This window comes from Paenibacillus taihuensis (genome assembly GCF_003386535.1).
In the GTDB taxonomy this organism is placed as follows: Bacteria; Bacillota; Bacilli; order Paenibacillales; family Paenibacillaceae; genus Paenibacillus_Z; species Paenibacillus_Z taihuensis.
Window position 1 is genome coordinate 1 of record NZ_QTTN01000052.1, and the last position, 20,869, is coordinate 20,869.

General features: G+C 51.8%; 21 protein-coding genes and 1 pseudogene. 10 read left to right on the forward strand and 12 right to left on the reverse strand.

Annotated features, from left to right (window positions below):
- Positions 1–265, forward strand: a 265-nt coding sequence (locus A8990_RS27875; protein WP_147306886.1) for a transposase, incomplete at its 5' end; no start/stop codon positions are given.
- Between the two features lie 170 nt (positions 266–435).
- Here the strand turns inward: A8990_RS27875 and A8990_RS27880 are convergent.
- The 3 genes from A8990_RS27880 to A8990_RS27890 form a co-directional block, all read right to left on the reverse strand.
- Complete coding sequence (locus A8990_RS27880; protein ID WP_245996263.1) at positions 436–1,875, reverse strand: DEAD/DEAH box helicase; 1,440 nt, start codon at positions 1,873–1,875, stop codon at positions 436–438.
- A gap of 30 nt (positions 1,876–1,905) precedes the next feature.
- Positions 1,906–2,679, reverse strand: a complete 774-nt coding sequence (locus tag A8990_RS27885; RefSeq protein WP_116192294.1) for an SDR family NAD(P)-dependent oxidoreductase — start codon at positions 2,677–2,679, stop codon at positions 1,906–1,908.
- 95 nt (positions 2,680–2,774) lie between these two features.
- A complete protein-coding gene (locus A8990_RS27890; RefSeq protein WP_116192295.1) occupies positions 2,775–3,236 on the reverse strand; it encodes a chemotaxis protein CheX in 462 nt (153 codons plus the stop codon).
- Positions 3,237–3,388: 152 nt separating this feature from the next.
- Between A8990_RS27890 and A8990_RS27895 the strand changes: the two genes are divergently transcribed.
- Positions 3,389–4,387, forward strand: coding sequence for a zinc dependent phospholipase C family protein (locus A8990_RS27895; RefSeq protein ID WP_116192296.1), 999 nt, complete (start codon positions 3,389–3,391; stop codon positions 4,385–4,387).
- Here the strand turns inward: A8990_RS27895 and A8990_RS27900 are convergent.
- Complete coding sequence (locus A8990_RS27900) at positions 4,382–5,392, reverse strand: HRDC domain-containing protein (RefSeq protein ID WP_116192297.1); 1,011 nt, start codon at positions 5,390–5,392, stop codon at positions 4,382–4,384. The genes A8990_RS27895 and A8990_RS27900 overlap by 6 nt on opposite strands.
- A gap of 273 nt (positions 5,393–5,665) precedes the next feature.
- Between A8990_RS27900 and A8990_RS27905 the strand changes: the two genes are divergently transcribed.
- The 8 genes and pseudogenes from A8990_RS27905 (at position 5,666) to A8990_RS27930 (ending at position 9,613) form a co-directional block, all read left to right on the forward strand.
- The gene (locus tag A8990_RS27905; protein ID WP_181909813.1) at positions 5,666–5,962 is read left to right on the forward strand and encodes a DUF3055 domain-containing protein; all 297 of its coding nucleotides are present in this window, start codon (positions 5,666–5,668) and stop codon (positions 5,960–5,962) included.
- A 50-nt stretch (positions 5,963–6,012) separates the two neighbouring features.
- Complete coding sequence (locus A8990_RS27910) at positions 6,013–6,273, forward strand: hypothetical protein (protein ID WP_116192298.1); 261 nt, start codon at positions 6,013–6,015, stop codon at positions 6,271–6,273.
- Between the two features lie 154 nt (positions 6,274–6,427).
- Positions 6,428–6,969: pseudogene (locus tag A8990_RS27915) on the forward strand (response regulator transcription factor).
- Positions 6,966–7,397, forward strand: coding sequence for a hypothetical protein (locus A8990_RS32395; protein ID WP_245996265.1), 432 nt, complete (start codon positions 6,966–6,968; stop codon positions 7,395–7,397). Before A8990_RS27915 ends, A8990_RS32395 begins: the two are co-directional and overlap by 4 nt.
- Complete coding sequence (locus tag A8990_RS32400; RefSeq protein ID WP_245996267.1) at positions 7,348–8,082, forward strand: HAMP domain-containing protein; 735 nt, start codon at positions 7,348–7,350, stop codon at positions 8,080–8,082. The genes A8990_RS32395 and A8990_RS32400 overlap by 50 nt, the downstream gene beginning before the upstream one ends.
- A gap of 28 nt (positions 8,083–8,110) precedes the next feature.
- Positions 8,111–8,545: a sensor histidine kinase gene (locus A8990_RS32405; RefSeq protein WP_245996269.1), complete on the forward strand. Its 435-nt coding sequence runs from the start codon at positions 8,111–8,113 to the stop codon at positions 8,543–8,545.
- Between the two features lie 196 nt (positions 8,546–8,741).
- Entirely contained in the window at positions 8,742–9,143 is a 402-nt protein-coding gene (locus A8990_RS27925) for a DHHW family protein (protein ID WP_116192299.1), read from the forward strand.
- Entirely contained in the window at positions 9,140–9,613 is a 474-nt protein-coding gene (locus tag A8990_RS27930; RefSeq protein ID WP_116192300.1) for a DUF4358 domain-containing protein, read from the forward strand. Before A8990_RS27925 ends, A8990_RS27930 begins: the two co-directional genes overlap by 4 nt.
- A 187-nt stretch (positions 9,614–9,800) precedes the next feature.
- Here A8990_RS27930 and A8990_RS27935 read toward each other — a convergent pair whose 3' ends face one another.
- From A8990_RS27935 to A8990_RS27970, 8 genes are all read right to left on the reverse strand, one after another.
- Complete coding sequence (locus A8990_RS27935; RefSeq protein ID WP_116192301.1) at positions 9,801–11,645, reverse strand: glycoside hydrolase family 127 protein; 1,845 nt, start codon at positions 11,643–11,645, stop codon at positions 9,801–9,803.
- 21 nt (positions 11,646–11,666) lie between these two features.
- On the reverse strand, positions 11,667–13,670 hold the full coding sequence (locus tag A8990_RS27940) for a right-handed parallel beta-helix repeat-containing protein (RefSeq protein WP_116192302.1): 2,004 nt from the start codon (positions 13,668–13,670) through the stop codon (positions 11,667–11,669).
- A gap of 102 nt (positions 13,671–13,772) precedes the next feature.
- Complete coding sequence (locus A8990_RS27945) at positions 13,773–15,407, reverse strand: type 2 periplasmic-binding domain-containing protein (protein ID WP_116192303.1); 1,635 nt, start codon at positions 15,405–15,407, stop codon at positions 13,773–13,775.
- An 89-nt stretch (positions 15,408–15,496) separates the two neighbouring features.
- Positions 15,497–16,375 carry a carbohydrate ABC transporter permease gene (locus tag A8990_RS27950; RefSeq protein WP_116192304.1) on the reverse strand — a complete coding sequence of 293 codons (879 nt, stop codon included), beginning with the start codon at positions 16,373–16,375 and terminating at the stop codon, positions 15,497–15,499.
- A 15-nt stretch (positions 16,376–16,390) separates the two neighbouring features.
- On the reverse strand, positions 16,391–17,359 hold the full coding sequence (locus A8990_RS27955) for an ABC transporter permease (RefSeq protein ID WP_116192305.1): 969 nt from the start codon (positions 17,357–17,359) through the stop codon (positions 16,391–16,393).
- Between the two features lie 14 nt (positions 17,360–17,373).
- Positions 17,374–18,426: a LacI family DNA-binding transcriptional regulator gene (locus tag A8990_RS27960; protein WP_116192306.1), complete on the reverse strand. Its 1,053-nt coding sequence runs from the start codon at positions 18,424–18,426 to the stop codon at positions 17,374–17,376.
- A 212-nt stretch (positions 18,427–18,638) separates the two neighbouring features.
- A complete protein-coding gene (locus A8990_RS27965; RefSeq protein WP_116192307.1) occupies positions 18,639–19,721 on the reverse strand; it encodes a Gfo/Idh/MocA family protein in 1,083 nt (360 codons plus the stop codon).
- Positions 19,722–19,744: 23 nt separating this feature from the next.
- Entirely contained in the window at positions 19,745–20,854 is a 1,110-nt protein-coding gene (locus tag A8990_RS27970; RefSeq protein WP_116192308.1) for a glycoside hydrolase family 172 protein, read from the reverse strand.
- Positions 20,855–20,869: the final 15 nt, after the last annotated feature.

Sequence of the window (20,869 nt, forward strand, 5' to 3'; positions counted from 1 at the left end):
TCACAAGATAAAGCGAGAGAAAGACATCCGCAAATACACGGTCCCGGCTCGCGGCAGCAGCAAGTTTGCAACACTGTATTCACGTCGCACAGCTGTCGAGCGTGTATTTGCCTATTTAAAAAGCTACTTTGGACTAACGGGAACGCGCAAACGCAAAAAGCGGGCCTTCGTTGAGATGGACCTTACTTGTCTGACCTACACATTATGCAAGTTCGCCCTTGATAAACTGAACCAAGAATTGAGAAGGACACGCTGTGCAGCCTGATTTTTTTTAAAATCCTTGGGTTTTGAGTGAGTGCTACCTAGCGATCATAGACTTATGAAATTGACTCTTTATCCAATATATCTTTCGACTAGTAGCCGTAGCTTGCTTCATTCGAAATAAAAAAAGCCAAGAGTGCAACTCGCCACACCCTCGGCATTTTCCTATGATATTTACTTCTCCTCGCCCTGCTGCTTCGCCTTCAGCCACTTCGGCGCGCCTTTGTTCTTGCGCTCGCGTTCCTGCTCGCGCTTCGACTTCGTCGGCTTCGCCGCTGCTCTCGCGCCTGCGGCTGCACCAGCGCCGGCTATCGCGCGGCCAGCACCGGCCGCGCCAGCACCGCTCGGCCGGCCGGCGCCTTCGCTCGCGCGCGGCGCGCTTCCCGCCGCCGCGCTGCGCGGGCTCGCCGGCGCAGCCGCGCGTGCCGGCGCCGCCGGACGCGCACTGCCGCTGCCGCCGCGGCCAAAGTCGCGGCGCTGCTCTTCGCCGGGATTCCACAGCTTCCCGGCGAACAAGGTCTTCTCCTGCAAGTCGATGCCAAGCTGCTTGCGGAATTTATCCATAATGAACAGCTGGTTCCGCGTCACGATGGAGAAGACTGTGCCTGATTTGCCCATCCGCCCCGTTCGGCCGGAACGGTGAACATAATGATCCGCATCCAGCGCCGGATCGAGATGAACGACCAGCGGCAGGTCGGCGATATCGAGTCCCCGCGCCGCAACATCCGTTGCGAGCAGCAGCTGGCAGCGTCCATCGCGGAAGCGTGCAAGTGTCGCCGCGCGCCGCTGCTTGTCCGAATCGCCGTACAGCGTCTCAACGGTAAAACCTTCAAATCTCAGCTTCGCTTCATAATTCGCAATTTCATCGGTGTCATTGATGAACAGCAGCGCCGACTTCGGCTTCAGCATCCGAATGAGCCTTCTCGCCGTATCCACCTTGTCGCGGCGCTCGCTCACGACAAAATAATGCTCCACTTGCTTGCCCGCATTCTGCTCCGGCGACACATCGATCCGCTGCGGATCGCGCATCCACCGCTCCTCCACCTCCGCCATTGCCTGCGGACGCGTCGCGGAGAAGAAGGCGATCTGCCGATCGCGCATCATGCCGCGCAGCAGCGTCTCCACCTCAATCGTGGAGCCGAGGTTAAACACTTGATCCGCCTCGTCGATAATGACGAGCCGGATTTGGTGCAGCTTCAGCTTCCCGGAATTTACGAGCTCGTGAATACGCCCCGGCGTACCGACGACGATATGCGGATGAAGCCGCAGCTTCTCCACCTGCCGCTGCATCGACGCGCCGCCGATCAGCTGCTGCGTCTTCACGCCGATCGGTTCGCCGTAAGTTTCGGCGACCCGGAAGATTTGCATCGCCAGCTCCTGCGTCGGCGCCAGCACCATCACCTGCACGGCCTGGTTCATTACATCCACGCGCTCAATCGCCGGCAGCATATACGCGAGCGTCTTGCCCGTACCCGTCTGTGACTTCGCGGACACATCATGTCCTTCCATCAGCACTGGAATTGTAGCCGTCTGAACCGGAGTAGGCGTCTCGATCTTGTTTCCTTTCAATGCTTCAATTAGCTGCGGCTGCAGCTTCAATGTTTCCCATGTCACTCTTATCAATTCTCCTCATGTAGCAGCGTCCTATTTGCGGTTCAACCATCGGCCTGCGATACGATCTGCCAGCCTCGGGAACAAACCATAAAGCTTAATGCCAACAGAAGCCGACAGCGGCAAATCCACCTCCGGCGTTCTGCGTTTAATCATTTGTACAATCGCTTTCGCAACCCGCTCAGGCGTCAGCATGTAGCCGCGAACATTGTTCGCGTACGTACCTTCAGGGTCGGCTGTATGTAAGAAAGGCGTATCAATCGGTCCCGGATTAATCGCCGAAACAACGATATTCATCGGTGCAAGCTCTGTCCGCATTGCATTCGTCAAGCCAAGAACGGCATGCTTCGTGGCCGCGTAACCCGATGATTTCGCAGTGCTCAGCTTGCCTGCCATCGAGGCGACATTAATAATATGGCCGCCGCCTTGCCTCTGCATAATCGGCAGTACCGCTTTGCTGCAGCGAACGATGCCCATATAATTCGTGTCCATCATCTCCGCGAAACGCTCCACCGGCGCATCCGCAAAATGCTCAAACACTCCATAGCCGGCATTGTTCAGCAGTACATCAATGCGACCATAATCCTGCGTCACCTGATTCATAACCGCAACAATTTCGTCAAAATTCGTTACATCCAGCTTATAGCATCCATACGTACTAGTAAGGGAGGATGCCATTTGCTCGAGCTTATCGAGCCTGCGACCGGTTATGATCGGGATCGCGCCTGAAGCCGCTAGCAGCCGCGCCGTTTCAGCGCCAATGCCGCTTGCCGCGCCGGTAATCAGTACAATTTTCCCATGCAACAATCGAATCACCTTAACTTTCAGTTTACTGCAACAGGTGCAAATAGGCAAAATAAGCCCAAATACGAAAAAAAGCTCCCCCGGGAGCTTGACTCGTGTTACGATGCAATTAGTACTTGAATATCAAGTTCGCCAATGCCTTCCATAATGAGCGGTATCGTTAACGCCTTCGAAGCGTTGAAGCCTGCGGTTTGTGCGGAATGCAGAACCTTCGGTGGTGTAATGTCGACCCGTACGCCTTGGTTGAATAACATCGTGCTGGCATTGCCGCTGATCATATTGCCAAGCTCAGAGATCGCGCTTTTACCCATTTCATCCATCTCTGAAATCACGAATCCGCCCATCATCGCCGATACCATCTTGAGCGCTACTTCCTCGCTTAAGCCAAATACGATATCGCCGTTCATTTGGCCATTTATACCGATTTGAATCCATATGTAGTTTTCTACAAACTTAATCTCTTTGACGCCGAGTTGGCCCGTTGAAGGCTTGACCTGAATTAATTGTTCTATGACGACTTTGGCGGACTCTAGGAAGGGATTAATGTATTCGGCCTTCATTTGGGTGTAGCGCCCCTTTTCGACTTAATTCGATTGCATTCATCTTTAATCGATTATACAAGATTAGCTAGGTCAAGTATACTACTCAATTCGTGCAATATTTTAAAGATTTCAAGTGATTCCTCAACAATAGAGTCCTTAGGAGGATTGACGTGCCGAATATTTGGACGCATTTCTTATTCGGGCAGAAGTGCCTGCAGGAGCTCGGAGAAGCAGAACTGATCGCTTCACCGCACCTGGAACGAATGTTTAATATGGGCTGTCAAGGCCCTGATTTTCTGTTCTACCATAACTTCCTGCCTTGGAAGAAAGATACCCGCATGAGCTTGCTAGGTTCGGAAATGCATCAGCATCACTGCGGCGAAGTTATTATGGATATGCTTGATACACTGGAAGGACAAGCAGCGCCCCAATCGAAACAGCAATTTGCGCTCGTCTATGCGCTTGGCTTCTTGCTGCATCACCTGCTGGACCGTGTGATGCATCCATACGTATTTAGCAGATCCGGCTCACGCAAATGGGATCACCAGCGGTTCGAAATTATGATGGATACGCTGATCGTACGAAAGCTCCGTGGTGTCGAAACGTGGAAAACCGAGGTTTGGAAGGATATCGATATTCGCGGCGAGCTGCCGCCGCTTATCGTCAATGCATTTGAACAAATCGCAGCTGTCCATTATCCTGCGCTTGCCGCGAGAATTCGCCGTGAGGATTGGCGAGATGCGATGCTTGACATGATCGGTGCGCAGCGGCTATTTTATGATCCGACTGGCATAAAACGACTGCTTACATTGGGCCAAATTGAACCGTTCGTCTTTAGACGCGAGCTGCCTGCGCTGGATATACTGAACGAAACTCATCGTCCGTGGCTTGATCCAACCGACGGACAAACCTTACATACCGAGAGCGTATGGGACTTGTGGGACATCGCTCTGGAGGAAGCAATTCCGGTCGTCCGCGCTGTCCTTGTGTGGCTCCGCGCTGAAGATTCCTCGCAGCAGGAGTTGAATCGCGAAGCGCCTTCCCGCAACCAGCTTCGCGAAGCGGCAGCCCTGCTAATCGGGAACCGCTCCTACGAAACCGGGCTTCCTTGCGAAAGCAATGCCACCATTCAATATGAGGACCCGATCTGGCCGTCGTTGTCGCTATGACACTTGATCGCTCTTCGTCCGGCGGTAACGAAGCCGCAATAGCCGCAGCCGGTCGTAGAGCTGGTCAATCGACTTGCCTCTTCCTTGCATCATTTCCTCGCCGTAAACCTGATTCAGTACCGGCTTCAAGTATCGATCCCCGACTGTGAGCAGCGCATCCCATAATTGCTGCTGCTCCGATGGCGGGACGTCGCGCAGCTCTTTCTCAATCAGAGGCTCAATATCGTAGCCCTCTGTCTCCAGCTTCTCAATCCGGTCCATCAGATCTCTTCTCGGAAGTTCCACCTCAATCAGCAGCTCGTCAATCGTTTTGCCTTCTGCAATTGCCTGCAGCAGCGCACGTTTCTGATTCTGCCGGTCCATCTGCGCCTTATACTTATTCTCCTTCTGCTTGTAGATCCAGCCCGTAAACTGCTTTGGGTCGAGCGATTCCGCCACCCAATCAAGCGGAAAAGACGTCTGGCGCTCGAACTTGCGGGTAATCGCCAGCACCTCTTCACCATATGTCGCCTGCTTGGACTCGCCCCAGCCGGGAATTTGCAGCAGCTCTTCCGCCTGCTGCGGAACGTAGCTGCTAATCATCCAGAGCATCCGATTCGTCGCGACGAGGTAGGCGGATTTCTTGGCTGCCACCGCTGTCCGCCTGCGCCAATCGCGCAGCTCTTCGAAGATGGCTTCATTCGGGTTCGTCTCTCCGTAGCATTGAATCATCGAGAACAGACTGCCGTTCTCGTCCAAGCTGCGGCGCTCGTCCAGCATCCCATCTATCAGCGGCGCATAGCCTTCTCCCATGCGAACCGCAACGCCGTGGCGAAATGACGTCATCATTTCTTCCCATGACCCGCCTTCGAACCAGACAAATTGCTCATCCGTCCGCGAATCATTGGACGAGCCTGTCCAAATGACGGACCATACCCCATTTTGCTCACAGATGGATAACTGAGCTTGCTCCACACCGCGATCTGTTCCCGCTTTCTCAAACGTGTTCAAAAATACGACCTGCATGCAGGCACACCTCCGTATAGTTGTATCATCTCGGGTAGCGTAAGGTGCCATTACACGGCTGGAACCGTACAACAAAAAAAAAGCACCCCTAACGCCAGTAAACTGGCGAAAGAGGTGCTTCCTCACGTACAACGATTTGATTGCTCACATCATAGCATAGCGGGACAACCATGGCAATATCCAATTTTTCCAAATGATGCCGAGCGGTATCGTTGCCCCTTTCCGAAGAGTGATGCTATGATAGAGCGAGAAATAAAGGAGGAACGACAGTCGATGCAAATGACGAATTATGATTTTATGTCCGATTCTACGGAAGATACCTCGACCCGCTTCGTAACGTTCATCACGCCGAACTTGAAACGGTTCGATCTTGCGATTACGACGACGAACCGGTTTTATGGCAAGAAGCTCATAACGGACCTGCAAATGGGGCGTACCGCAATTATCGGACAAGATGATCTAGACGAGGAAGGCTATCTGGAATTTACATTTAAGCTGACCGAGGAAGAAGCGGCGGATCTTCGCCAATTTTTAGAATTAGTGGTTGGAACGGTGAATTTTACCGACTAATCCCGGGTACACTGTGACGGTAAAACAATAGCCGCCATCAGGAGGTACCTATGTTTAATGATAATCGCCCGCCCTATTCTGACTTGAAAACGGTCGAATCCCAGCGCAATGACCTTGCCGCAGAAGAGTTTCCCGATGGTTCTTACGGCTCTAACCGGGTCCAAGCCGAGTCGCTGAGCACGAACAGGCCTTGGCGGATCGAACAACGTTCCCCGAACCGGTTCGACTACGAGAATCATGAGCTTCATGCAGGCATAGAGCGTGATTATCCAGGTGATGACACCTACCCGGATGCTATGGATGAACCGTGACCACCGCATATAGACAAAGCTGAGCTTTGCGATAATAAAACCGTTTGGCACCTGCCAAACGGTTTTTTCTATGCTATGACACTTCGCGATATAAGTTGAGGCATGTACCTAAACATGGTAACATCGTGTTGAAAAATGGACGGAGGATGCCGACATGCCGAAAACGATCTTAGTGGTGGAGGATCAACAAGTACTTCGGGAAATTATGAAGGAGTATTTGGTCGATGAAGGAAAGTCCGCCGTCCCGATTCTAATGCTGACATCCGCTCCGACGAAGACGATACGCTGCTCGGATTTGAGCTTGGCGCGGACGATTATGTGATCAAGCCGTGCAGCCCTCCTATCCTGCAGGCTCGGGCCAAACGGCTGCTTGGCAATCGGCAAATCCTCGATGCGGGAGATACGTTATCTGGAGGAGGCATTACGCTCCATCTTCCTTCCAGAACGGTCACGCTCGATGGCAAGCCTTGCAGCTTAACGCATACAGAGTTCGAACTATTAGCTTGTTTGCTTCGGAACAAAGGCATCATCCTAACGAGAGATCAGTTGATTACGAAAATATGGGGCTATGATTTTGACGGGGACGATCGTACGCTCAGCAGTCATATCCGAAATTTGCGGTCCAAGCTGGAAGAGCATGCGGCACACATCGTTACCGTCATTCGGTCAGGCTATAAATTCGAGGAACTCCCATGAGGAAGAGCATCGTCATTAAGCTGTTTCTGATGACGGCAAGCCTGTGCACCGTTGTAATCGCGGGCCTCTTCATTGTGCAATCTGTGTTCTTCAAACAAATCTATGTGCAGCAGAAAGTAGGCAGCGTTCAGAAGACTCTAAGTGCCGCTTCTCATGAAGATGGGAATGCCAAGGATGCGATGACCGCTTTCCGGAACGAACAGCTATTTTATCAAAAATATAATACTTGGACCGCTCGCCTGGACTCGCTTGGCAACCTGAAGTATACGGACGATTTCGAGGTCGTAGCTCGATTGGACAACACTGCGGATACCCTCGCCCTCTCCGGCAAGCCGATCCATATTCCTCTGTATACGGTGATGGAAGTGGAGCAATTAAGTGAGGCCAATCCGCTTCAGCCTGATTTCTTCATCAAGCATTGCCATTGAAGGCGTCCTGATTAACAATCAGCTATTCCCGCAGAGAATCGGCAGCAGCGCTGCTAATTTGCGGGAGGAGAACCGGCTTGAGAACGAACCGCTCGTTCGCAAGGAATACGAAGTGGTTCCGAGATTCAATAGTCCGACTGAATATCATGAGCGTTACCCTAGTATTCTCGTGCAAGGCACCGTTACACAAGCACGCGTGCCGAATGGAACGAATGAGTCTCGCTACACGAACCATCTGTTCCTGGAACGGATTAAAGCTTTTCAAGCTGACTTGCTTTACGGAGATTTCAGCGCATCAGCGGATACCGTAATGAATTACGAAGCAAACAATGTCCCTTACAAAATTGTCGTGAAACGTCTGTCGAATCAGACCGGCAACGATGGATTCCTCATAGCCATGACATCGCTCCAGCCCGTTAACGAAGCAGCGATCGTCATGCGCCATTATTACGGTTATATCGCAGCTGCGGCATTGTTGCTCGTCCTGCTCGTCTCCTTCTACTATGCCCGCCGCATCGCACGTCCGTTTCTGCGGATGAATGACGCGACGCAGCAAATAGCGGGACTCGACTTCACCGCTCGGATTCCGGTAAACTCCGATGACGAAATCGGCAGTTTGTCATGTTCATATCGTCCGGCTGGAGCAGGATATTGCGCAATAGAAAAGGCTGGAGCAGACGCGTAAAGAGTTTATAGCCGGGGTATCCCATGAATTGAAAACCCCGCTCAGCGTAATCGAGAGCTGCCTGTATGTGCTGAGAGATAAACCGGACAGTCCGAAACGAGGCTATTATTTCAGTGCGATGGAAGATGAAGTGAAGAAGATGGATCTGCTCGTTGCAGACATGCTGGAGCTCGCCAAATATGAATCCGGCACGTACCAAATGGAGCTCTCCCTCTTCCGCATCGACGTTGTTCTAGCCAAAGTATGTGAGAAGCTGGCCCCAGATATGACAGACAGGCGGCTGCAGCTGCATGCCAGCTTCACCCCTGCCGAGGTTGTCGCGAACCCGCTTCGTATCGAGCAGGTTATCGTTAACTTCCTGACGAACGCGATTCGTTATACGCCAGAAGGCGAGAGCATTATTGTCTCTATGATCGAGGAGCAGCCAATACGGAGGAAGGCGTCTTGTTCTATATGGAATTGAATAAAATCGGCAAAACGTAGAACTTCGGTTCTGCGTTTTTTTGTGATCTGCATTTCAACTGCACATCGTCTTGAACTCCATCCTGTAAAGTTCCTTTTATCACACGGAAGGGGAAATGAAAATTGATGAAAAACAAATCTAGCTTACTGGGGCTTGTGGCAGTTCAGACCATACTGCTCAGGCTCAGTCACAATCGATGAATTCTGTTGGAAACGAAGCGGCAAAGAGCAGCAACAGCGTCAAGGTCAAGTACGAAGATGACGGGACGATGTCGGACTCCCTGTACGTTCTGGACAATCTCCAGAAGAAGGACAAGTACAGCGTCTTCCTGAACGGCAATCATGCGTTGATTCGGATTCTGACAGACGGTCCGGCGAATAAGAAGCTGCTCGTGGTCAAAGATTCGTATGCCAACAGCATGATCCCTTTCGTGACGAGGCACTTCGGGGAGATTGACGTCGTCGACCTGCGCTATTACGAGGATTCGCTGCTCCCGCTCATCCAGGAACGGAAGATCAGCGACCTGCTCATCCTGTACAATATCAAAACTTTTTTCGAAGATTCGTCTATCTTGAACATTATGGAGGGAATTCAATGAAACCGCGAAGAGGCTTATTGCTTGCGACTATGACCGTGGGGATTTTGAGCGGATGCTCGGATGATCGCGGGAATTACGATAATATAACGGTTACCGATATTAATACACGCATCGGGCAATCGGCTTATTTCAGCCAAATGAAAGCGGGGGATACGAAGAAGCTGCAAAAGCTGTATCACATAGATCCGAGCGTAGTGTCGGACTTCGTACTTTACACAGCTGTATCCAACGTAAAGGCGGACGAATTTGCCGTCATTAAATTGAAGCATACAGCCGATGTCGAAAGCGTAATGGATCAGATTCGGCAAAGGATCGAAGCACAGACGGTCAAGTTCCAAGATTATCGTCCTGAGGAGTACGACTTGATCGAGAATCATGTGCTGAAGTCGGAAGGACCGTTTATCTTCTTCGCGGTGTCAAAGGGCGTTGATGGGATGGAAAGCGCGTTTGATGACGCTGGAGTCCGTTAAAGTTTGCGAAGAGGTTATTTCGTGCAAATAAGCGCTCTACGGTCCGTTAGCCACACTTAGCGCTGTCGATAGAAAAGAAAGAAGGCGATTCTACCGCTCATCTGAGCCTGGCAGAACCGCCTTCGCCTTTGCTTTTGCTTTTGCTTTACTCTTGCCTTTTGCTTTTTCCCTCTTCTTCCCTAATCGATCAGAACCGATACAGCCTCGCATAATCCACTTGCTCCGGCAGCCACACCTTCATTTTGCCAGGCGTCCGGTTGTCCCAGGCGTAGTACGGCACTGCCTTGAACTGCCCGTCGCCGTTAGGATTCGCGCCATAAACAGCCACAACGCCTTCGAGCAGATCCGCCTCGTAACGCGTACGGAATCTCGTCGATGAATCGACTTTTAGCGCATCATAATGCAGGTTATCGATCTCCTCGACACAGTACACGAGCGGACCGCGCTGCAGCGCAACCTTGCCCGCATTCGCCTGAACAAGCGGATGAGCGTATACGCGTTCCACCTGCATCGTCAGCTCCAGCGTAATTTCGTCGCCAGGCTGCCATTCTTGATGCAAACGAACATAACCCCGCACGGTCACAGCGTCGTTCACTTCTTGCCCGCCGACAGCAAGTCGGTACGATTTGCACCAATCCGGAATCCGGAGCGAAATCCCGAACGCTGCCTTGGGTTCACACTTCTCAACGCGCAGCGCAATGCGGCCATTCCACGGATACTCCGTTACTTGACGCAGCACGACTTCGCCGCCTTCAAGGTTCAAGCTCCCTGTTCCCGCGACATACTGATTCACGACTACATGGTTGCCGCTCACAGCATAAACATAGCTGCCGATCGACGGAATAAACCGCGCGATCTGCGTCGGACAGCATGAGCAGTCATACCACGGAACCCGGTGATGGGTACCGTCTGCCTCTAGCGGATTAACGTAGAAGAACTTGTCGCCGGACAACGAAACGCCCGAAATCGAACCGTTATACATCGCTCGCTCCACGATATCCGCATACTTCGAATCGCCATGCAGCAGATTCATCCGGTGATTCCACAGCACCATCCCGATGGAGGCACAGGTCTCGCAATATGCGCTGTCATTTGGCAGATCATAGTCTTCCGTGAAGCCTTCATTATGGCGCGAAGGGCCGATGCCCCCTGTGATGTACATATTCCGGTCCACCACATTGTGCCAAATCCGATCCAACGCATCAATATAACCTTGATCGCCGTTCAGCATGGCAACGTCCGTCATCCCTGCGTACATATACATGGCACGAACGGCATGCCCGGTTACCCGCTCAATATCCCGCACCGGTACATCATCCTGCGAATATGCGGCACCCCAGTCCGAGCGAGCCCAGCTGTAGCCGACGCCATGTCCATGACCGCGCTCCTCGAGCAGCCAGTACGCCAGCTTCCAATAGCGCTCCTCGCCTGTTTCCACGTAGAGCTTCACCAGAGCAAGCTCGATCTCCTGATGCCCCGGCACCCAGTGACGCTTGCCCGGTCCGAACAACGAATCGATATGGTCTGCGAGCTTGATCGCGACATCGAGGAACAATCTTTTGCCCGTCGCCTGCTTGTAAGCAATCGCCGCCTCAATCATATGACCAGCGCAGTACTCCTCGTGCTTGTTCATATCCTTCCATTTGTTTTCCGGCTCGGCAAGCGTGAAGAACGTCTGCAGATAACCATCCTCCTGCTGAGCAGCAGCAATGAGATCAATAATCCGGTCCGCCTGCGCTTCCATCTCTTCATCGCGCTCGATCATGAGCGAGTACGCAATGCCTTCCAGCACCTTATACACATCGGAATCGTTATAGAAAATCCCCTCGAAGCCGCCTTCCATCAAGCCGCCGGCTTTGGCAAAGTTCGAGATCCGGCCTGTTGCTTCGCATTGCGTCAAGCAAGCGGCAAGGGTCGACTTCTGTGTCGCCCGAATCCGATTGTTCCAGAAACGGTCCTCGATCGATACGCTCGTGAACGGCACCCCCGTCAAGGTCTGGTGCGAGAGAGCTGCATTATTCATTAGTGTCATGCCGTCTACGTCTCCCTCGGTTTAGTTTGTAAATGCAATCTCGGTCAGCCACGCGCTGAAATAACCGCCATGAGAAGCATAGGAAATCGACATTTGCTGCAAATGCGCAAGCATTGGAGCGCCCACTTCGCTTACTTGCCATGCATCGGAATTCGGGTCGGATTCGCGGATTGCGAGAGGAAGCTCGAAGCAGCTCCATCCGTATCTCGCTTCCGATGCGATTTTGCTCCAGTTATAGAAGGGAGAGTTGATTACATATTGAATATAATTGCGATCATCCTGGATGAGCCTGACGATTATCGATCCATGTCCGAAGCCGTCTCTAACCTCATGCTGGTATTTCATCCAAAATCCGAGCTGACTCGCATCCGCAAGCTTGGTCTCTGCCTGAATCGGAATGTTAATTTGCGTCAGTGTTGCAGTCGATTTCACATGAAGGGACGATTCGTTGCACAGACGCTGTTTGCCGTCTACCTGCAGCGCCGCAAATTGATCTTGCGGGATGCCCGAAAGTGCTGCCGACTCCGGCTGCATCTTCAATACGACCGATTCCGAGCTTGGAACGACATGGATGTCGATCCAGTCCAGTGACGACAGCACGCCGTCAGACACTGTTAAGGCTACCCTGTAGAAGCCAGGCTTCGCATAGGAGTGAGTTACTTCACGGGACTCGAGTACGGTGCCATCCCCCATTTCCCAGCGGAAGGAAAGCGCCTCGCCACGAATATTTTCGCTGCCGGTTGCCTCAAATCGAATGGATTGTCCCGCTTCCGGACGCGATGTCAGCATGTGCGCGTTTGCTTTGGGCGGCTCCGCATCCGGTACGGAAGTACTTTTATTGTAAATGACATTCGAAACATTCATGTCCTCATGAATGTCGCCGAGTCCGTTGTTCTCAATAAGATTGCCTGCAATCGCGATCCAGTTCGCATGCTTCAAATAGATGCCGTACGTATCGTTATCCGTTATGACATTCTGTTCGATAATCCAGTGGTAGGATTCGTAGCCTTCCTTGAATCCAATGGCTAGACCCGCGCTTTTGTTATGATGAATATGATTGTTCCGCATCACGAAATGGCTGCTTGATCCGTTCACGACCGCAATGCCTGCGTTGCCGAACGGCTCCGGCGCGTTAGCGATTCTTGTCCCGTTATAAGCCGCTTCGTTCCCGATCAGCACGGCATGGCAGGAGCCGCCGAGCCAAAAACCGTAGCTGGAGTAGTTCCCTTTATTGTTGACGAACGTATTGTCAGGATCCCACACTTCCCAAGCGTTGTTATGCGCGTAGGAAGCATCATTGCCTTCAAAATAATTCCTGCGGCTAACCCAACCGTTCAACGAACGAATAAATACGCCATCCCCGCCGTAAGTGAAATCATTGAACATAAATCGATTGTTATCAGAGCCGTTCTCGATAAGAACGGAAGAGGAATCACGCGCATGCACTTCTCCGGGCGCAATCCGAATGCCGTAATTCATGACATTGTCGTTAATTTCATTGTTGGATGAGCCCCACAGCTTCAAGCAAACATTGGTGCAATGCGACATCTCGTTGCCGGTCACCACGTTATTATTGCTGTATTTGAGGTTGAGACCGTTCCATACGTTATTGCCCTTGTTATTGCAAACCCGGCTATGAGAGACGTTCTCCAGATAAAGAGCGCCGAACGGCTCGCCGTCTCCCCAGCCAAAATCCGGATCGGTATAATTGTCGGACAGATCGTTATCCTCGATGGTCCAGTTCTTGCCGTTCATAATTTTCATCCCGATTTGAAAGCCACTGAGGATTAGTGACTTCACCGTTACATCACTGTGACCGCTCGCGAACAAACCGTTACCTGCATAGCTGTAAATGCTGCCGACTTTTCCACGGCCGCGAATAACCGCTCCGTTGCCGTCGATCGTAATCCCGCTGCCTGCCACAACAATGCCGCGTCCGTCTTTGAATATGTATTCACCTGGCTCAAAAGTGACATCTTCCGTAATAATCATTCCTGAAAAAGGCTTCACCGTTAGGCTCATCATGACAACTCCTTGATTATGAATTAGCTTCCTGTAGGAATTAGCAGGTAAGAAAGAGGCGTCCCATTGTCCGTGGAGACAGACGTTTGAGACGCCCCGTTTGCCTTATTTCGTCGCCGCGAATCTGTCGTACGCGGATTGCTGCACCTTCTGTACGTTCTCAATGCCCATTCCGTTCAGCGTCTTCACATAACCGTCCCACTCGGAATCGATGTTTTTCGCACCAGTAATGAAGCCGTCTCTCATCGAATCCTTGAACGTTGCAATGTCCGTCGATGCGCTTGACATCACTTCGCTTTCATCAGGTGTCATGAAGAGCGTCGGCTCGAACGCCATTGAAGTGTCGACATCAGCCCATGTTTCGCGTGTTTTCAAGCCATCGGCATCCAGAAGCGCTTTGGCGGAATCGGCATCGGTTACCGTAATCCACCATGGATTCACGTATTTGGTCATCTCTACGCCAGGAACATTGTCCGCCGCTTTCATAATCTTGTCTGTGTATACTTTCTTGCCGTCTTTCACTTCGAATGTGTCGCCTTCGATACCCCAGTTAAAGAGCGTTTTCCCTTCATCGGAGAAACCGTAATCCAGATAAGCGACGATGCCAGCAGGATCTTTCGCCGTGCTTGTAATTGCCAAGCCGTAAGGCTGGGCAACGCGTTTCGCCGTCGAGTTCAGGGATACAGACTTACCGTTGTACTGCATGTAAGGAATACCGACGAATTTGAACGGATTGCCTGCATCCGCAGCCATTTTTGCCGCTGTGCCTTCCGCGTCCGTATTGTCGATCAGACCTGCCGCTTGCCCATCCGCTATATGCTTGTTATAGATATCTGTTTCGCCTGTCAGATAATCCTTGTCAAGCAAGCCTTCTTTGTACAATTTGTTAAACCATTTCAATGCTTCCTTATAACGGTCGGACGTAGGTCCATAAACGACTTTGCCATTATCGACGAACCAGTCATCAGCAACACCGAATCCGTAGAAGAGCTTATAGATTTGCGATGCATAACCGGTCAAGCCGACGAACGGCTTGGTGCCGCTGACTTTCTTGTCTTTCATCGCTTTCAAAGTGTTATACAGCTCATCATTCGTTTTCGGTACGCCCATGCCAGCTTTATTCAACCAATCCTCACGAAGAACGAGGCCTTCACCGAATCCAAGGAACTTATCCTGCGTAATCCAAGGCATGTAGTACATATGTCCTTCCGGGTCTACCAGCTGCTTCTTCAGGGAAGCATCGGATTCCATGAGCGCCATCAGGTTCGGCGCATGCTCTTTAACAAGCGGATAAATGTCAATGATGCGGCCTGCATCGGAATATTGCTTCATTCTCTCCGGGTTCCAACGGTACCAGATGGCATCCGTCATTTCCCCGGACGTCATCATCAGATTGAACGATTCTACTGCATCTCCTGTCGGATGCACGTATTTCACTTTCACGCCCGAACGTTTCTCGAGCTCCTGGTAAGCCAGCACTTCATCGTAGCTTTTCCCGCCCCAGGATTCGACCGAGCCGAGCCACGTCCAGAGGCTGAATTCTTTCAACTTATTCGCCGATGCATCTTCGCCCGATTGGTTATCGGTCGATGCCGTATTTGCCGGTTCACTAGCACTTGTATCTGTATTCGCGGGCGTTGTATTCGCATTCGTTGTGTTGGAGTTGCCATTGCCGCCGCATGCGGAGAGAACCACGATCATGGATAATGCCAAACTAATTCCTTTGAAAGCTTTCTTCATAATAAAAAACTCCCCCTAGTAAGAATTTGCCTGGAACAGGCCAGCACTCAATCGATTCTGAATCCGGACACTTGCGTTTTGACGGAAGGCTATTCCTTCAAGGAGCCGAGCAAAACCCCCTTGACGAAGTACTTCTGTATAAACGGATACACGAGCAAAATCGGCACCGTGCTTACGATGATCGTCGCATACTTCAAGTTTTTCGCCACTTGGTGCGCGACGTTTGAAGTATCTCCGCCCATGTCGGAGATTCGGCCTTGGATCAAAATCTCTCTTAATATTAATTGGAGCGGGAACAGCTCCCGATTCTGCAAATAAATCGATGCCGAGAACCAGGAATTCCAGTGCCCAACCGCATAAAACAAGATCATTACCGCAATGATGGGCATCGAGACCGGAAGGATAATCCGGAATAAGATTTGAAAATCATGCGCACCGTCGATGCGTGCAGACTCTTCCAAGCTCTCTGGAATGCCTTGAAAATAAGTGCGCATCATGATCATGTTGAATGCGCTCATTGCGCCAGGCAGCATAAGCGCCCAGATGGTGTTGTACAGATGCAGCTTCTGGATGACGATAAAAGTTGGAATAAGTCCGCCGCTGAAAAACATCGTGATTACGATGATAATCATGAAGACCTTGCGCCCCATCAGCCATTTCCGGGACAAGGCATAAGCTGCAAGAATAGTCATGATCATGTTGATAGACGTTCCCAGCACAACGTAGAAGACGGTATTTCTGAAGCCTTTCAATATGTAGTTATTTGCGATTACGGATTGATACGCTTCTAGCGTAAAGCCGCGAGGGAAAAACATAAGCGAGCCGTGCTTGGCAATCTCTCCAATCGAGCTGAGCGATACGACAAAAACGTAATAGAGCGGATAAAAGGTGGAAAGCATGAGGAGCGTCAATAAAATATAGTTGATATAATCAAACAGCCGATCGCCAAACGATGGTTTGTACACCATGACTTGCTGCCCCTCCTACCATAAGCTGCTCTCGGAAATTTTTCGGCTTATTCGGTTTGCTATTATGAGCAGCAAGAAGTTGACAACCGTGTTAAACAAACCGACTGCTGAAGCGAAGCTGAACGATGAATCTTGAATCCCTTTGCGGTATACATAAGTGGAGATGACATCCGAAGTTTCATAGGTAAGCGGCTGATAGAGCAGCAATATCTTCTCGAAGCCTGAGCTGAGCAAGTTGCCGATTGTCAGGATCAACAGAATCACGATCGTCGGTTGAATCGCCGGCAATGTAATATGCCAGATCTTCCTGTACCTGCCTGCCCCGTCCATTTCGGAAGCCTCGTAAAGATCGGGGTTGACGGCGGACAATGCTGCGAAATAAATGATTGAACTCCATCCGATGCTTTGCCATATATCGCTCGTCACATAGATCGTTCGGAAAAATTCCGGAAGCTGCAGAAAGGCAATCGATTCCTTCCCAAGCAGATCGCGAACTTGATTGATCAAGCCGTCGGAGGATACAAAGTCTTTGATCATGCCGACAATAACGACCATTGAAATAAAGTGCGGAATATAGGTAACGGTTTGTACGGTACGTTTAAACAGCGCGCTTCTCACTTCATTCAAGAGCAGCGCAAGCAGGATCGGCGCCGGAAACCCGAACACGAGAAGCCAGAAGTTCAGCAGAAGCGTGTTCTTAATCAATCTCCAGAAGTAATAGCCGTTAAAAAAATCGATGAAATGTTTAAAGCCCACCCATTTGCTCTCAAAGAATCCAAGTCCCGGGGCGTAGTTCTGGAATGAAATGACGATACCAACCATCGGGAGATATTGAAAAATCAAATAGTAGAGCATCACGGGAAGCAGCATGAGATATACATATTTCCCGCGGTTTAGTTCCCGCTTCACTCTTTGCAGCTTGCTTCGGCCTGCACTCGGAACTACGCTCGGAACTGGATCCAGCTCGCTTACTGCCCCTTGCATGTTCACACCTCGCTCTATTTGTTAAAATCCTGCGCGGTCTCTGATGCGATTGTCGGCTCTGCCTTGTATGGCGCCGTCGTGTCCCGCTCGATTACCTTCCCGCGTACGAGCAGCCGATCAGATTTACCATCTGGCATCTGCCCTTTCGCGATCATCTCGCATAACGCATGCCCTGCCATCATCCCGACTTCAAACATCGGCAGCGAAATGGTCGTCAATCGCGGTCTCGCGTACTTCGCAATGGTCCGATCATCGTAGCCCATCACCGATACGTCCTCCGGCACGCGAAGTCCGCATTCGCGAGCGGCGTCGATGACCCCGATCGCCATCATGTCGTTGGCAGCGAATACGGCTGTCGGCGGGTCGTCCGAGCGGAACAATTCGAGCGCCAGACGGTAGCCGCTGTCTTCGAACCAGTTGCCGTGCTTGATATAGTCCGCGCGGTACCCGATCTCGTGCTTGCCAAGCGCTTCTGTATATCCGGTCAGACGCCGGATACTGGAGTACCAGTCCTCTGGCCCGTTGATGTAGGCGATTTTGCGATGCTTCAGCTGAATGAGATACTCCGTCGCATCGTACCCGCCTGCGAAGTCATCCGTGCAGACGATGCTGATCGGATCTTCCGCACTGCAATAGCGGTTAATGAGTACGAATGGCAGCTTCGTCTTCGGCACGTCTGCCAGCGCATCGAGCGTCGAGTCTGCCAAGATAACGCCGTCCATCTGCATGTCCCCAAAATAATCGATTGCTTCCTGCTCGATCTCCGAGTCGTGATGCACATTGCGTACGAGCATCGTGAATCCATGCTCGCGAAGCGCTTGCTCGACCCCTTTGGCAATCATTCCGCTCAGCTCGTCGGATACATCGTCCGTGATGAGACCGATCATGGACGAAGACTTCTGCCGGAAATTGCGTGCGAGCAAATTCGGGCGATAACCCATTTCTTCAGCAATGCGATGAATGCGCTCGCGGGATGCGCGGCTAATCTTCGGATTATCTGCAAGTGCCCGCGAGACGGTCGCCGCCGACATTCCGGCTGCTTTGGCGATATCATAGATGCTAACCAACGATTCTCTCCTCCAATTGTGCTAGACCTGTGACTAAAAGCGTGCAATCGATTGCAAAATCGCATGAAACGTGCTGCAACCGTTTTCAATTTATGTATTACAGTCATTGTAATCGATTGCACAAACTGTTGCAACGATTATTTGCAATCGATTGCAAATAATCGTCTACAACTGGTTTTTGAACAACCCTTTAGCTCCTGCTCTCCTGCTGACTACAGCTCTTGCACCCGAACTGGAGAGCCCTCGCGGATCGACTGGCGGATCGCCTCGAGTGTTGCGATGGTTTTGAAGCCGTCTTCCGCATCCGGCTGCGCAGGCACACCTTGATGCAAGCATCTCGCAAAGTGCTCCGCATAGTTCACGAACTCACCTGCATGATGATTGACGCCTTCGAATTGGAAGTAGTGATAGATATCTTCGAAGTAGTGCTCGGTCCGTTCTTTCTCGCCCTCGTATTTGATCTGCGCCTCGAGCTGCGGATATTTGCCGATGAACGTCCCTTTCGAGCCGTACAGCGCCACTTCAATCCATGGGCGTGTCTGGTGAAGATGCTCCAAGCCGTACAAGCCGAGCACGCGTCCAACTTTGCCGCTCTTGAATTTCAAGTTAATGACGAACGTATCATTGCCGTGGAATCCATTCTCCTGCGCGATCTCGGATTGGCTCGCGTACGCCGTAACCTCCTCTACATCGCCCATATACCAGCGAATGAGATCGACCGGATGCGAGCAGCAGGCGAACAGCAGATCGAAGCCGCCTTCGCGCGCCCAAGCGCGTTCATTGTAGAACCAGCGCATATCGTGCACATATTGCGTCTCCGCGAAGCTGAGCGCACCAAGCTTGCCCGCTTCATACGCCTGCCGCTGATGCTGCATCGGACCGAAGAAACGCGAGCTCTGTCCGACCATCAGCTGGCGCTCCGGGTTCGCACGCACATACTCGACGACCTCTCTGGCTTCATCGAGCGTATTCACGAGCGGCTTCGTGCACAGCACGTGCTTGCCCGCCTCGAATGCTTGCCGAATATGCGTAAAATGAAGCTGATCCGGCGTATAGATCGCCACGATATCGATATCTTCGCGCGCGAGCATCGCTTCTAGCGAGCTGTAGTGGTGCGGAACGCCGAACTGCTGCGCAATGGATTGCGCCAGCTGCTCATTCGCATCGCATACGGCTGCGACAGTAAGCTCGGGATGGCCCGCAAGTCCTTTTACAAGCCCTTTGCCCTCGCCAAGTCCAACAATGCCAATGCCGAAGCTGCGTCCAATCTTCGTAAAACGTCCATGTCCTTCCATCGCGTGACCTCCTCCGGTTTGAATTATGGTCTAGGCAGCCGCTGCTCTACTGGCAGCATCTTCGGGAACGGCTCATGCGGCTCCGTTTGGTACCAATACGCCGTGCTGGAATAGTCGTTGCCAAGCTTGTTCGCATGTCCATGCTCAATCGTGACGCGGATCGACTCTCTGAAGTGAATCGGGTCCTCGATGTGGAACCGGTACATTGAATTTTTGCCGCGCCAAGGGTTCTCTTCATCGCCCGAGTTCATATGGATGCCGAAGTAAGGCGTGCTGAATTCCGTACGCGGACAGAATGCGGTGTTAAAATAATCCTCCGTCCCTGTGCCGTACAACGTCGGCAGCGGATCGCCATCGATGAAGATCATGTCATCGCCTTCGCCGTACCAATTGTTCTTCTCCTGTGCGAAGCAGTCGATGTTGAGGTTGCAGCCGACATAGTGGCCGCGGCCTTTCGCCTCCAGGATGACATAGTTTCCCTTGCCGTCCAGGTTCGGCACCTTCCACAGCTCCTGCGTCAGCTTGATATGCCCCTCGTGCGTCGAACCAAGCGGTGCGTCGAGCGGCAGTTCTGCTCCCCACGAATCGGTTGCATTTTCGCGTCTCCACTGCGCGTGGAATCGACCAAGACCTTGCTCCAGCTGGTCGTACTCTTCATAGTCGATATAGTAATAGAAATTCACTTGGCTATCGCAATCATTCACGATTTCCACCCTCGCCGAATCCCCGTAAGGCATCGCGAAGAAACAGTTGAAGCCACGGCCCTCATCTGGCGCCATGACAAAAGGCAGCGACCAGAAATTACGCGTCACGCCATGGCCAATACCGAAGAAGTCGCCGATTGGCGCTTCGACGCTCGGCTCGGTCTCGCCGTCCCAGTACATGCGTATGATTAGCTTGCGCAGCACATGCTGCTCGTCGGATGGCGTGATGCCTTCCTCAGCCGCGAACAGCGTGCACCAGATGTGCCGGATGGAACCTGCACCTTTCACATCCATAATGACGGAGGTTTCCCCCCCAGGAATGATCGTCCAGTCGTAGTTACCTCCGGTTCGGTCATAGCTCGATACGCGGCGCCGTCTCGCATCGCGAAGGCGTGCCAGGTCTGCCATGGAAGAGTAGCCCATAGTCATTGCAATCGTTCCTCC